This window comes from Entomomonas sp. E2T0 (assembly GCF_025985425.1).
GTDB lineage: Bacteria > Pseudomonadota > Gammaproteobacteria > Pseudomonadales > Pseudomonadaceae > Entomomonas.
On the sequence record NZ_CP094972.1, the window covers coordinates 1,645,355 to 1,657,665 of the forward strand.

The 12,311-nt window shown below is 35.2% G+C and carries 14 protein-coding genes; 8 read left to right on the plus strand and 6 right to left on the minus strand.

The annotated features are described in order from the left end of the window. Positions 1-78 precede the first annotated feature (78 nt). The 5 genes from MTZ49_RS07845 (at position 79) to MTZ49_RS07865 (ending at position 5,398) form a co-directional block, all read left to right on the plus strand. The gene (locus tag MTZ49_RS07845; protein ID WP_264747782.1) at positions 79-2,421 is read left to right on the plus strand and encodes a Tex family protein; all 2,343 of its coding nucleotides are present in this window, start codon (positions 79-81) and stop codon (positions 2,419-2,421) included. A gap of 58 nt (positions 2,422-2,479) precedes the next feature. Further along, positions 2,480-3,046 carry a hypothetical protein gene (locus MTZ49_RS07850; protein ID WP_264747783.1) on the plus strand — a complete coding sequence of 189 codons (567 nt, stop codon included), beginning with the start codon at positions 2,480-2,482 and terminating at the stop codon, positions 3,044-3,046. A 108-nt stretch (positions 3,047-3,154) separates the two neighbouring features. Then, positions 3,155-3,499 carry a hypothetical protein gene (locus MTZ49_RS07855; RefSeq protein WP_264747784.1) on the plus strand — a complete coding sequence of 115 codons (345 nt, stop codon included), beginning with the start codon at positions 3,155-3,157 and terminating at the stop codon, positions 3,497-3,499. Between the two features lie 187 nt (positions 3,500-3,686). Beyond that, a complete protein-coding gene (gene tehB / locus MTZ49_RS07860; protein WP_264747785.1) occupies positions 3,687-4,541 on the plus strand; it encodes an SAM-dependent methyltransferase TehB in 855 nt (284 codons plus the stop codon). A 20-nt stretch (positions 4,542-4,561) separates the two neighbouring features. Beyond that, complete coding sequence (locus MTZ49_RS07865; RefSeq protein WP_264747786.1) at positions 4,562-5,398, plus strand: M23 family metallopeptidase; 837 nt, start codon at positions 4,562-4,564, stop codon at positions 5,396-5,398. Here MTZ49_RS07865 and MTZ49_RS07870 read toward each other — a convergent pair. The 4 genes from MTZ49_RS07870 to MTZ49_RS07885 all read right to left on the minus strand — a co-directional run bounded on the left by MTZ49_RS07870 (position 5,395) and on the right by MTZ49_RS07885 (position 8,540). Continuing rightward, complete coding sequence (locus MTZ49_RS07870) at positions 5,395-5,958, minus strand: hypothetical protein (protein ID WP_264747787.1); 564 nt, start codon at positions 5,956-5,958, stop codon at positions 5,395-5,397. The genes MTZ49_RS07865 and MTZ49_RS07870 overlap by 4 nt on opposite strands. Before the next feature lie 9 nt (positions 5,959-5,967). Further along, a complete protein-coding gene (gene nfuA / locus MTZ49_RS07875) occupies positions 5,968-6,552 on the minus strand; it encodes a Fe-S biogenesis protein NfuA (protein WP_264747788.1) in 585 nt (194 codons plus the stop codon). An 81-nt stretch (positions 6,553-6,633) separates the two neighbouring features. Then, complete coding sequence (locus MTZ49_RS07880) at positions 6,634-7,392, minus strand: sulfite exporter TauE/SafE family protein (RefSeq protein ID WP_264747789.1); 759 nt, start codon at positions 7,390-7,392, stop codon at positions 6,634-6,636. A 293-nt stretch (positions 7,393-7,685) separates the two neighbouring features. Beyond that, a complete protein-coding gene (locus MTZ49_RS07885; protein ID WP_264747790.1) occupies positions 7,686-8,540 on the minus strand; it encodes a sulfurtransferase in 855 nt (284 codons plus the stop codon). 350 nt (positions 8,541-8,890) lie between these two features. On the opposite strand from MTZ49_RS07885, the gene glnK reads away from it, so the two are divergent. From glnK to MTZ49_RS07900, 3 genes are all read left to right on the plus strand, one after another. Further along, the gene (gene glnK, locus MTZ49_RS07890; protein WP_201094173.1) at positions 8,891-9,229 is read left to right on the plus strand and encodes a P-II family nitrogen regulator; all 339 of its coding nucleotides are present in this window, start codon (positions 8,891-8,893) and stop codon (positions 9,227-9,229) included. Positions 9,230-9,282: 53 nt separating this feature from the next. Then, positions 9,283-10,578: an ammonium transporter gene (locus MTZ49_RS07895; protein ID WP_413774187.1), complete on the plus strand. Its 1,296-nt coding sequence runs from the start codon at positions 9,283-9,285 to the stop codon at positions 10,576-10,578. Between the two features lie 150 nt (positions 10,579-10,728). After that, a complete protein-coding gene (locus MTZ49_RS07900) occupies positions 10,729-11,013 on the plus strand; it encodes a hypothetical protein (RefSeq protein ID WP_264747792.1) in 285 nt (94 codons plus the stop codon). A gap of 51 nt (positions 11,014-11,064) precedes the next feature. On the opposite strand, the gene rpiA is transcribed toward MTZ49_RS07900, so the two are convergent. Next, on the minus strand, positions 11,065-11,739 hold the full coding sequence (gene rpiA / locus MTZ49_RS07905) for a ribose-5-phosphate isomerase RpiA (RefSeq protein WP_264747793.1): 675 nt from the start codon (positions 11,737-11,739) through the stop codon (positions 11,065-11,067). A gap of 91 nt (positions 11,740-11,830) precedes the next feature. Then, positions 11,831-12,286: an OsmC family peroxiredoxin gene (locus MTZ49_RS07910; protein ID WP_264747794.1), complete on the minus strand. Its 456-nt coding sequence runs from the start codon at positions 12,284-12,286 to the stop codon at positions 11,831-11,833. Positions 12,287-12,311 lie beyond the last annotated feature (25 nt).

Consider the following 12,311-nt stretch of genomic DNA (forward strand, 5'->3'; position numbering starts at 1 on the left):
ATAAATTGTTATTGTTAACACTGAAGGTTGCTATACTAGCGACCTTTTGTTTTGATGGTTTGTTATTGTTGAGAATTTATGAATAGTATAAATAATCGTATTGCTGAAGAATTATCTTTATTGCCTTCTGGTAAGGTATCTCCTAATCAAGTAGCTGCTGCGGTGGCTTTATTAGATGAAGGAGCAACGGTTCCTTTTATTGCTCGTTATCGTAAAGAAGTAACAGGCAGTTTAGATGATACACAATTACGGTTATTAGAAGAAAGATTGCGTTATTTAAGGGAGTTAGATGAGCGTCGAGCCACTATTTTAGCTAGCATTGAAGAACAGGGTAAATTAACCCCAGAATTAAAAACAGAAATTGAGCAGGCAGACACTAAAACCCGCCTAGAAGATTTATACCTACCTTATAAACCAAAACGTCGTACCAAAGGGCAAATTGCTATCGAAGCAGGTTTAGAACCACTCGCTGATTTATTATTTAATGAGCCAAGTAGAGATCCAGAAACAGAAGCTGCTAATTTTATCAATGTGGACAAAGGTGTAGCTGATATTAAAGCAGCATTAGATGGTGCAAAATATATTTTAATGGAGCGTTTTTCTGAAGATGCTAACCTATTAGAAAAATTACGTCACTTTATGAAGCAAGAGGCTACTTTAGCTGCGCGTGTTATTGAAGGTAAAGAGCAAGAGGGAGCTAAATTTAGTGATTATTTTGAACATAATGAACCTCTAAAAACTACGCCTTCTCATCGTGCACTGGCTATTTTCCGTGGTCGTAATGAAGGTATTTTATCTGCTTCATTGATCGTAGGGGATGAGGAAACTAAAAGTCATCCTTGTGAGGCAATGATAGCTGATTGGTTCAATATTAAAGATCAAGGCCGAGCAGCAGATAAATGGTTATCTGAGGTAGTGCGTTGGACATGGAAAGTTAAGCTTTATAATCATATAGAAACAGATTTATTAGGTGAATTAAGAGAAAAAGCAGAAGATGAGGCGATAAGTGTATTTGCCCGTAATCTGCATGACCTATTACTTGCTGCACCAGCAGGCCCAAGAGCAACATTGGGTTTAGACCCTGGTTTAAGAACGGGTGTTAAAGTGGCTGTGGTAGATGCTACAGGTAAATTATTAGAGACAGGTACTATTTATCCTCATGCTCCGAGAAATGATTGGGATGGCAGTATTAATGCTTTAGCAAAACTATGTGCTAAACATAATGTGGATTTAATTGCGATTGGTAATGGTACAGCAAGCCGTGAAACAGATAAGTTAGCAGCAGAGCTTATTAAAAAATATGCTACCTTAAAAATGACTAAAATTATGGTGAGCGAAGCAGGTGCTTCTGTTTATTCTGCTTCTGAATTAGCGGCTAAAGAATTTCCAGAGCTTGATGTATCATTAAGGGGAGCAGTATCTATTGCCCGTCGCTTACAAGATCCATTAGCAGAATTGGTAAAAATTGATCCTAAGTCTATTGGTGTTGGTCAGTATCAACATGATGTATCACAACTTAAACTAGCGCGCTCATTAGATGCGGTAGTAGAGGACTGTGTAAACGCAGTGGGTGTAGATGTAAATACTGCTTCTTCTGCTTTATTAGCACGTATCTCTGGTTTAAATACGACTATTGCCCAAAATATTGTAAGTTATCGCGATAGTAATGGTGCTTTTAAAACGCGTAATGAGCTAAAAAAGGTGAGCCGTCTAGGTGAAAAAACCTTTGAACAAGCCGCTGGTTTCTTGCGTGTAATGAGTGGGACTAATCCGCTTGATTCATCAGCCGTGCATCCTGAAGCTTATCCTGTAGTGGAACGTATTGCTAAAGAAACAAGTAAGGATATTCGCTCTCTAATTGGTGATTCTACTTTCTTAAAACAATTAGACCCAAGCAAATTTACTGATGAAACCTTTGGTTTGCCAACCGTAACAGATATTTTAAAAGAATTAGATAAACCAGGTCGTGATCCTCGTCCAGAATTCAAAACAGCTGAATTCCAAGAAGGGGTGGAAACGTTAAAAGACCTTAAATTAGGTATGATCTTAGAAGGTGTTGTAACGAATGTGACTAACTTTGGGGCATTTGTGGATATTGGGGTTCATCAAGATGGCCTAGTACATATCAGCGCCTTGTCGGAGAATTTTGTAAAAGATCCTTATCAGGTAGTAAAGGCAGGCGATGTTGTTAAAGTTAAAGTAATGGAAGTGGATATTCCTCGTAATCGAGTAGGGTTGTCTATGCGTTTAGGTGATACACCAGGTGAGAAAATAGAAGGTGTTGCTGGCAATAATAGACAAGCTCATAGAGGTGGTAATAATAAACCTCATCAACCACAGGCACCTAAGGCAAGTACTCCACCACCTAACAATGCAATGGCTGCTTTATTTGCAAATGCTAAGCAATTGAAGAAAAAATAGATTATTTGAAAAGCTTATTTGGCAATAAGCTTTTCTAGAGATTAAAGGGATTAATTACATGGAAGAAGGTCTAGCATTAGTATTTCTTACGCTATTTGCAATCATTCTAATTGGAGTAATCATCTCATTGAAACTTGTTGTTTTTTCATTAGTGATGTTAAAAAACTCATTAGTACAGAAAAAACCCTTATACAAAAGTGATGATTTAATTGTTATTTGTTATATTTTCTTTGCCTATACGTTGATTTTATTTTTTAAGAATGGCGAGTTTATAAAATCTTTATTAGCAATAGTTTATTTTATTGGAGCATTAATCTTACTTAGCAAGAAAAGTTTTAATACAAATGCAATAATTGTATTCTTACTCACAGTAGCTTGTGTTTTTTTTATAAGTAGTTTAATCATTCCAGACTATCATATAAAAACGGATACAGTTGAGGGTGAAGTTTTTCAAAGACTACTGTTAGCGGAAGTGATGATGACAATACTGGTAGCTATTTGTACAGTATTTTTATTTAATATTGAAACTAAAATTAGATTTATTATTTATAGTATTGTTTATACTGCAATAGTGTATGTAGTTTGTGTATTACTTTTAATCTTTGCATATCACTATTATAAATAATATAAAATGTTGTAATAATATTTAGCTGATTTAACTAGTTATTCAAACTTTGAAAGAGTATTTTAATTAAATAGTTAGAAGTTTCCTTTATTAAACTAAGGTTAAGTAATGAAAAAATTATTCTTATTAAGTGGCTTAATGGTTTTATTCGCTAGTTTTGCTAATTATACATTGGCAGAGGGAATAGATAAGGAACGCTGCACATTTAAAGGTATTCCTCTCTACGGTAATGTTAAAATAGTAGACAGTAATGCAGATATTACTGTACAGAGAGTTGAAATGTCCGCAGATTTGGATGTGAAATTAAATGATTTGCCTGCCAATTGTGGAGAGTGGAATTTTGTTGATCAAGAGGCAGATTTTACTATTGAATATGTACCTGAAGGAGCAGACTTCAAGATTAGAGAAGTTGATATTGAACCTGGAATTAGTAAGCAAAATAGTAATGAATAATTAACTAAAGCCTATTTATATTAAATAGGTTTTTTTTATTATTAAAATAAAACAATAAGTTAGATTTACTTTAATTTTTATATGCGTTTAATCAATAGTATAGTTGATCCCAATATCCTACAATAATAGTCAACTATTATCTAAATAGTTATTCTATTTAGTTATGTATTAATACGTAGAGGAAGTGATGGAAGAATTAGTTTGTTATAAAAAAATGCCTGTTTGGACAAATACTACCTTACCAGAAGGCTTTAAAGAAAAGCACAATACTCAACAAGGAACATGGGCAAAATTAGTTATTTTGCAGGGCTCATTAGAGTTTGCCATGTTAACAGAGCAAGGCGATATAATTGAGCAATTTAGTTTTTCTGTTGCTAATCAGCCTCCTTTTATAGAACCTCAACAATGGCATAAGATAGTGAGTTGTTCAGATGATTTAGAATGCCAATTAGGATTTTATTGTAAAGCAGAAGATTATACGCATAAAAAATATGATTTAACTAAAACCCATTCAGAGGTTTTAGAAGCAGTAAAAATAGTTAAACCCTGTAAAGCATTAGATTTAGGTTGTGGTGGTGGTAGAAACTCTTTGTTCCTCCATTTACTAGGGTTTGATGTTACCTCCGTAGATCAAAATATTGAGCGTTTACAAGAGGTGGTAACTAAAGAAAATATACAAGGTATCAAGGTAGCTCCTTATAATATTAACGAAGCTACAATCACTGACAATTATGGTTTTATTCTTTCTACTGTGGTTCTAATGTTTTTAGAACGGGATCGAATTCCTGCTATTATTCAGAATATGCAACAACACACTGATATAGGTGGTTATAATTTAATTGTTTCGGCGATGTCTACAGAGGATTTTCCTTGCCCAGTCTCATTTTCTTTTACCTTTAAAGAAAATGAATTAAAAGAGTATTACCAAGGTTGGGAAATTATTAAATATAATGAGAATGTAGGCGAGCTACATAGAAAAGATGAAAATGGTCAACGAATCAAATTACGTTTTGCTACGTTATTGGCCAAGAAAATAAATTAAAGCATAAGTATTAGAGTAAGATGATTAGAATTATTGTATTTATTAACACGTTATTATTAGCAACTGTTTGCCATGCAGAGGGTTTTATAACAAGATTGTTAAATAAACCCGTGCAAGGTGGTGTGGCTGTTGTAGCCTTAGATAAAGAGACGACTAAGCCTAGTGTTTATTATAAAGATAAGCCAGTATTGGTGATTCATGAAGATAATAAACAATGGATCGCTGTGGTTGGGATTCCTTTAACTACCAAAGCAGGTACTGAAAGTATTATGGTTAAAGGACAACAAGGTAGTTATACAGCTAATTTTACAGTAGCTCATAAAGATTATCGTGAACAACATATTAAGTTAAAGAATAAACAGCAAGTTAATCCTGATCAGCAGAATCAACAACGGATAGCTAAAGAGTTGAAATTACAATTAGCAGCCTATCAACAGTTTTCCAATCGAATTCCTAGCAATGTAATGTTTGATCTACCCGTTACAGGTAGGTTATCTAGCCCTTTTGGCTTAAGACGTTTCTTTAATGGTGAGGAACGTAATCCCCATTCTGGTTTAGATTTGGCTGTACCACAAGGAACACCTATTAAAGCGCCTGCTGATGGGGAAATTATTTTAATGGGTGATTATTTCTTTAATGGTAAAACACTCTTTATCGATCATGGACAAGGTTTAATCAGCATGTTCTGCCATTTGTCAGCTATTGATGTAAAGCTTGGGCAACAGGTTAAAAGGGGGGAGGTAGTAGCTAAAGTAGGTGCTACAGGAAGGGCGACAGGACCACACTTACACTGGAATGTGAGCCTAAATGATGCCCGTGTTGATCCTGCTATTTTTATTGGTAAGTTTCAGTATTAGAGGTAGTATTTTTCAGTTAATTGTCTAACGCCACTATGTAGTGCTTTTATATTCTCATAATAAGTTTTTCGGTATTGATCTTGAAGGTTAGGTCGTTGATCTTGATTTTCATTGTAAAACAATGTTGAATCTTCTGGATTCATACTTATAAAGTTAAAAACTTGATTCCGAATATATTCAATCACAATATCATTGCTATTTAACATATCATTTAAGACGATATTATAACGATACAAGTTTTCTGCATAAGTAATAACTTTTAATAGGTAATCTTCTTTATTTTCAATACCTAATAAATGTGAGCCTTTAAATGGTTTCAGTGCAAAAAAAGGTAATTGGTAGATAGAGCAAAGTCTATCAATTAATTCGTGTAAAAAAAATTGCCTTTTTAAACAATTAGGATCTTTTGCAAATTCCCAAATAAGCTCAATAGTACAAATGCTACCTATTTCATAATCAAACAAATCACCACTATCATCATCTTCAATGAATTGATCAACAGCTTCATCTAAATCAGTGCCATAAGCCCATTTTCTAATGACATTTTCATCAAAATGCATATATTATTCCTAATAGTAAGCATTTTCTTTATTGCTATGATCGGTTACATCTCTAACAGCAGTAAGTTCAGGAATACGTTCAAGTAGTGTCTTCTCAACACCTTCTTTAAGGGTAGTATCAACCATACCACAACCTTGGCAACCACCGCCAAACTGTAAAATAGCCACATTACCATCTACAATATCGATTAGGCTGATATGTCCACCGTGACTAGCGAGTCCAGGGTTAATTTCTGTTTGCAAATAATATTCAACGCGCTGGTTAAGCGGACTGCTATCATCAATCATAGGTACTTTAGAGTTTGGTGCTTTAATCGTTAATTGACCGCCCATACGATCTTCAGCAAAATCTACTACCGCATCTTCTAAAAAGGGCTCACTAACTGCATCTATCCATGCAGTAAATTTAGCTAAACCAAGTACCCTATCCGAAGGATCTTCCTCACCAGGACGACAATAAGAAATACATGTTTCTGCTTGTGGAGTACCTGGTTGGGTAATAAACACCCTAATACCCACATCTTTATGGTCTTGTTTAGCAAGTAAGCTGGCCAAATAATCTTGCGCCGCTTCTGTAATATTAATACTAGACATAATGACTCCTAAGTTATTGTGTTTAGTTTACGCTACTATAAGGTTTTTATAAAGTCCTAGTGTTTTAGTAGGAATAATTTTTTACTTAATTAATAATAAGAGGCCACAAACTAATAAAAAGCAGCCATATAATATTTTTAATAATTTGGGGGGGAGGGCATAGGCTAATCTCACACCAAAGCCAACGCTGGTTAATCCACCCAATGCGAGGGGTATGCCTACGGCCCAATTAACTTGTCCATGCAGTAAATACATAAATAATGAAGCCAGTAAGCTAGGTAGTGCTAGCGATAAAGCAAGGCTTTGTGCAATTAATTGAGCTAGACCAAAGACTAAAGTAAGCACAGGTGTTGCTATTGCACCTGCGCCTACTGCAAAAATACCACCTAAAAATCCACAAGTCCCACCCAAGACGATAAACCAGATAAATCCATAGGCTGATTCTTTACTTCCTAAAACTGTTTTTTTACGGAATAAGGCATGTGATATTGAGTAAATAGCTAAACAAAACATAAAGATTGCAAATATATTTTGTAATTTATTAGCTTGCAAAGTGAGTGCCACATAAGCACCTAGAAATGATAAGAAGAAACTAGGGATACTTAAAGAAAGCGCATAACGTATATTAATTTTATCGCGCTTATGATAGTTACGAAGAGATAAAATTACATTAGGAACCACCATAATCAGCGCAGTACCTTGTGCCATTTGTTGATCGAAGCCAAAGAAGATAACTAACAATGGAATAACCAGTAAACCACCGCCAATGCCAAATAAGGCACCTAAAAAGCCTACGAATGCACCAAGGAAAAAGTAAAGAAGGAAGGAAGTTAGCAACATTGTTATTTGTTAAATAAAAGTAGGATAATGTGTTTTGGTAATTATAAATAAAAATTACTGTTTTAGCTTGGAAAATAAAGAACTAAATAAGTTGCATAATTAAAACAGAAACTATGCTTTTTATACGAAATTCAGTTGTAATGGTTAATTCTATAAAGATCGTTGGTTATTAGTTTTGATATTAAAAACGCCACTACTAGAAAATAATTTGAGTAAATAAGATATGACCCACAAGTTATTTTAATGTATTTGCTTGTGGGTTATATAGCATTTTTATCTAATAGATAGTGAAACTAATCACCCACTGCAACAGGGTGTTTGGGATCAGTAATCCATTCACTCCAAGAGCCTGCATAAAGGGGAATTAATGGATAGCCAGCGAGGCATAAGGCAAATAAGTTATGACAAGCTGAAACCCCAGAACCACAATAAGCAATCACTTTATCAATAGGTTTATTATTAATTAATATTTGAAAACGCTCTTGTAGCTTGGGAATAGTTAAAAAGAAACCATTACTATCTAAGTTTTCCATAAAATTAGCACAGGTGGCACCAGGTATATGACCTGCTACAGGATCCATTGGTTCTACTTCACCTCGAAAACGAGGTAGTGCTCGAGCATCTAATAGAGTTAGTTGATCATCACCTAACTTATTTGCTAAATCATTAGCATTAATTAATAATGAGTTATCTGGTTGGCCTATAAAGTTACCAATATGTACTGGCGTTTTATCACTGGTAATAGGTAATCCTGCTTCTTGCCATGCTTTAAAGCCACCATCTAATAGGAATACATTATCCCTTTTCCCTAGCCAAACCAGTGTCCACCACATTTTTGTAGCAAAAGGGCTTGGTCCATTGTCATAAATAACGACTTTACTGTCATTATTTAAACCACATTGTGCTAGTTTTTCTATGAGTAGATTAGTATCTGGTAAAGGATGACGACTTGTTTTTCCTTTAATAACTGGGCTAGAGAGGTCTTTATCTAAATCAATAAAAACGGCATTAGGAATATGGCCTGTTTGATAGGATTGCTCGCCATAGCTTGTGTCTTCAAGTGAAAATCGGCAGTCAAAAATAATTAGATCTTTATCATTTAAATGGTTAGCTAGTTTTTCACAATTGATAAGTTGAGCAAGAGCCATGGTATTTCTCCTATGATTTTCTTTATTAGTAATATACCTATTCACAATAAATAGATCACTGAAAATTTTTAGTTTACATAATGACGCACCAAAATAAATAGTTTTGATTCTTTATATTGCACCAAGAAGATGCAATATTTATCGGTGATTGTAGAAAATTATTAATAATCAATATCTTGCAAATTGTCTGAGGATTATTTTTTGTTGGCAAGCTTTCTGCAATAGACCAATTAACAAGTAACTTTTACTTCGTTTTTAATTTTTTATGTACTAAACAAGTGCTTATATAGGATAAACTGTACAACGGGGTTTCTCTCCTGTACGGATTATCTAGCCAGAGGAGAGTTTGAATGAAATTAGTAACTGCGATTATTAAGCCATTCAAGTTAGATGATGTAAGAGAATCACTATCTGAGATTGGTGTCCAAGGTATTACTGTTACTGAGGTAAAGGGCTTTGGTCGTCAAAAAGGCCATACTGAACTTTACCGTGGTGCAGAATATGTGGTTGATTTTTTACCGAAGGTAAAAATTGAAATAGGTGTTGCTGATGACCAGCTGGATGCTGTGATTGAAGCAATTAGTAAAGCTGCCAACACAGGCAAAATCGGTGATGGCAAGATTTTTGTAACAGCTTTAGAGCAAGCCATTCGCATCAGAACTGGTGAAACAGATAATGATGCTATCTAAGTAATTGTCAGTGCAGGAGAAACCCCATGTTATCTTTCCGTAAATTACTCGGGATGGCTTGCCTATTGTCGCTAGCTACCCCTTTCACTATGGCACAAGAAACTGCAAAACTTGATAGTGGCGATACAGCTTGGATGCTTATTTCAACGGCACTTGTTCTTTTTATGACTATTCCTGGTCTTGCCTTATTTTATGGCGGTATGGTACGTGCTAAAAATATTTTATCAGTGATGATGCAATCATTTGCTGTGACAGCATTGGTTACCATTCTATGGTTTATTTATGGCTATAGTATCGCCTTTAGTACGACAGGAATGGAGGCAGGTGTAACTAATCTCAATTCTTTTGTAGGCAGTTTAGATAATTTATTCTTAAAGCAATTAGGCCATGATAGTTTAAATGGTACTTATCCAGAAAGTGTTTGGATTACTTTTCAATTAACCTTTGCCATATTAACGCCTGTACTTATCGTCGGTGCTTTTGCGGAACGAATGAAGTTTTCTGCGATGTTAGTGTTTATGGGATGTTGGTTTACCTTAGTGTATGCGCCTATTGCCCATATGGTATGGGGTGGTGATGGTGGTCTTATGCATGAGTGGGGTGTGATTGATTTTGCTGGCGGAACAGTGGTACATATTAATGCAGGTGTTGCTGGGTTAGTGGCTTGTTTAATGTTGGGTAAACGTAAGGGATATCCATCATCAGCAATGGCGCCCCATAACCTACCATTTACTTTAGTCGGTGCTGCGATGTTATGGTTTGGTTGGTTTGGTTTTAATGCTGGCTCAGCAGGTGCAGCAGACGCTTCAGCAGGTATGGCAATGTTAGTTACACAAATTGCTACAGCAGCAGCGGCATTAGCTTGGATGTCTTGTGAATGGATTATTCATGGTAAACCAAGTGCCTTAGGTATTGCTTCAGGGGTAGTAGCTGGATTAGTCGCTATTACTCCAGCAGCCGGTACAGCAGGGCCAGCAGGTGCCTTAGTGATTGGCCTTGCTTCTGGTGTTGTTTGTTTCTTCTGTGCCACTACTTTGAAACGTAAATTAGGTTATGATGACTCCTTAGATGCTTTTGGGGTACACGGTGTAGGTGGTATTGTAGGCGCTATCTTAACAGGTGTGTTTGCAGCCCCAATATTAGGTGGTTTTGATGCTGGTGTTACTAATATTACACATCAAGTATGGATACAAACATTAAGTGTCATTGTCACTGTTACTTACACAGCTATTGTTACATTCATTATTTTATTTATTATTAATAAATTAATGGGATTACGTGTAACAGAGGAAGAAGAAGTTATAGGTTTAGATCTTTCATCTCATAATGAACGTGGTTATAATCTCTAATAGTTAACACATGATGTGTAAAAACGCCCAGTATTCGCTGGGCGTTTCTATTTCAGGAAATTATTTTATAGAAAATTAAACTATTTTATTGAAGAAATGACTAAAATTATTTTATATTATTAGAAACTTTATGTGATTAATGGGGTGCTTATGATTGATGATGATTTAGAACAAGAAAATGATGATGATATTGAAGAGCAGGATGATGAAGGTGTAGACGCTTATAATGGCCCTGATAGTGATGAGCCAGAAGATATTAATGAGCAAGATGAGATACCTACAACAAATAAAAAGATAGGTAAGCCAGTAACTGAAGAGGAAGAGTTGCCTAATATAGAGGCAAAGCAAAAAGATCGTGATGCCTTAGAGCGCGCTATGCAAGAGTTTCTTGCTAAAGGCGGCAAGATACAAACATTGGATTCTGAGAACAAATAAAAAAATCACATTGCTTGCTATGGGGCAACATAGCAAGCAATGATAGCAAGACTATGGTGTTAGCAATTGAACACCTTTATCTTGTGTACCTAAGAATAATAAATCAGCAGGTCTTTTAACAAATAAGCCGTTACAAACAACACCTGTAATATTATTAAGTTTTACTTCTAGATCTTTAGCTTTGTTAATAGCTAGGTTATGTACATCAAGAATTACATTACCGTTATCCGTGACAAAACCTTCACGATAAATAGGATCACCACCTAATTTAACAATCTCTCTAGCCACATAGCTGCGTGCCATTGGAATAACTTCAATAGGAAGAGGGAAGGCGCCTAGTGTGTCTACAAATTTACTTTCGTCAGCGATACAAATAAAGTTTTTTGCAACTGCGGCGATAATTTTTTCACGGGTTAATGCACCACCACCACCTTTAATTAATTCAAGGTATCTATTAACTTCATCTGCTCCATCAATATAAAACTCTAATTCCGCAACACTGTTTAGATCATAAACGGGTATGCCATGTTTCTTTAATCGTTGTGCCGATTGTTCTGAACTAGCAACAGCTCCATCAAAATCCATTTTGTGATTAGCCAGTAAATCAATGAAATAGTTAGTAGTAGAACCTGTTCCAATACCAATAATGCTTTTACTTTGTAATTTAGGCATCAGGTGGGACATGGCAGTTTGAGCAGCAGCTTGTTTTAATTGATTTTGTTGCATGGTAGTAGCCTTCTGTCAGTGAGGTTTTTAAGCATTATAGCAGATAACCATCATTTTATAGGTAGTAGATATCTTAATATCTTGCAAATGTTTAGTTGTTAATTTGGGTATATAGTTTAATTAGTGAAATTAATTCGTAATCCACACTAATTTCGGCTTTTAATAATTTACTTACGGGGCATGTTTCAGAAGCATTTACTGCCATTTCAGCAAATTGTTCTTTACTTATACTAGGTATTCTAGCCTTTACAGTTAAGTGAGAGTGAGTCATTGATGATGAATCAAAATCTATGGTTACCTCTGCACTGGTTTCAATATAGTTAGCAATTAGGCCAGCTTCTTCGAGTAACTCTGTTAACATTAAAGTAAAACAGTCTGCATGGGCAGCTGCAATTAACTCAGCAGGGTTGGTAGCTTTTCTTTGACCATCATCAAAATGTGATATAAATGAGTAAGGCGTATTTTTTATTTGTTTGCTTTGTGTAGTGGTTACACCTTTTCCTTCAGCTCTTGATCCTTCCCATATGGCAGTAGCAGACTGTTTCATATTTTAGTTTCCTAAATTTTTAGAA

Coding starts and splice junctions, on each gene's coding strand:
- MTZ49_RS07850 (WP_264747783.1), top strand. CDS start 2,480: ATGGAAGAAGGTCTAGCATTAGTATTTCTTACGCTATTTGCAATCATT.
- MTZ49_RS07895 (WP_413774187.1), top strand. CDS start 9,283: ATGGCTTGCCTATTGTCGCTAGCTACCCCTTTCACTATGGCACAAGAA.
- MTZ49_RS07910 (WP_264747794.1), bottom strand. CDS start 12,286: ATGAAACAGTCTGCTACTGCCATATGGGAAGGATCAAGAGCTGAAGGA.
- MTZ49_RS07865 (WP_264747786.1), top strand. CDS start 4,562: ATGATTAGAATTATTGTATTTATTAACACGTTATTATTAGCAACTGTT.
- MTZ49_RS07880 (WP_264747789.1), bottom strand. CDS start 7,392: ATGTTGCTAACTTCCTTCCTTCTTTACTTTTTCCTTGGTGCATTCGTA.
- nfuA (WP_264747788.1), bottom strand. CDS start 6,552: ATGTCTAGTATTAATATTACAGAAGCGGCGCAAGATTATTTGGCCAGC.
- rpiA (WP_264747793.1), bottom strand. CDS start 11,739: ATGCAACAAAATCAATTAAAACAAGCTGCTGCTCAAACTGCCATGTCC.
- MTZ49_RS07885 (WP_264747790.1), bottom strand. CDS start 8,540: ATGGCTCTTGCTCAACTTATCAATTGTGAAAAACTAGCTAACCATTTA.
- MTZ49_RS07845 (WP_264747782.1), top strand. CDS start 79: ATGAATAGTATAAATAATCGTATTGCTGAAGAATTATCTTTATTGCCT.
- tehB (WP_264747785.1), top strand. CDS start 3,687: ATGGAAGAATTAGTTTGTTATAAAAAAATGCCTGTTTGGACAAATACT.
- glnK (WP_201094173.1), top strand. CDS start 8,891: ATGAAATTAGTAACTGCGATTATTAAGCCATTCAAGTTAGATGATGTA.
- MTZ49_RS07870 (WP_264747787.1), bottom strand. CDS start 5,958: ATGCATTTTGATGAAAATGTCATTAGAAAATGGGCTTATGGCACTGAT.
- MTZ49_RS07855 (WP_264747784.1), top strand. CDS start 3,155: ATGAAAAAATTATTCTTATTAAGTGGCTTAATGGTTTTATTCGCTAGT.
- MTZ49_RS07900 (WP_264747792.1), top strand. CDS start 10,729: ATGATTGATGATGATTTAGAACAAGAAAATGATGATGATATTGAAGAG.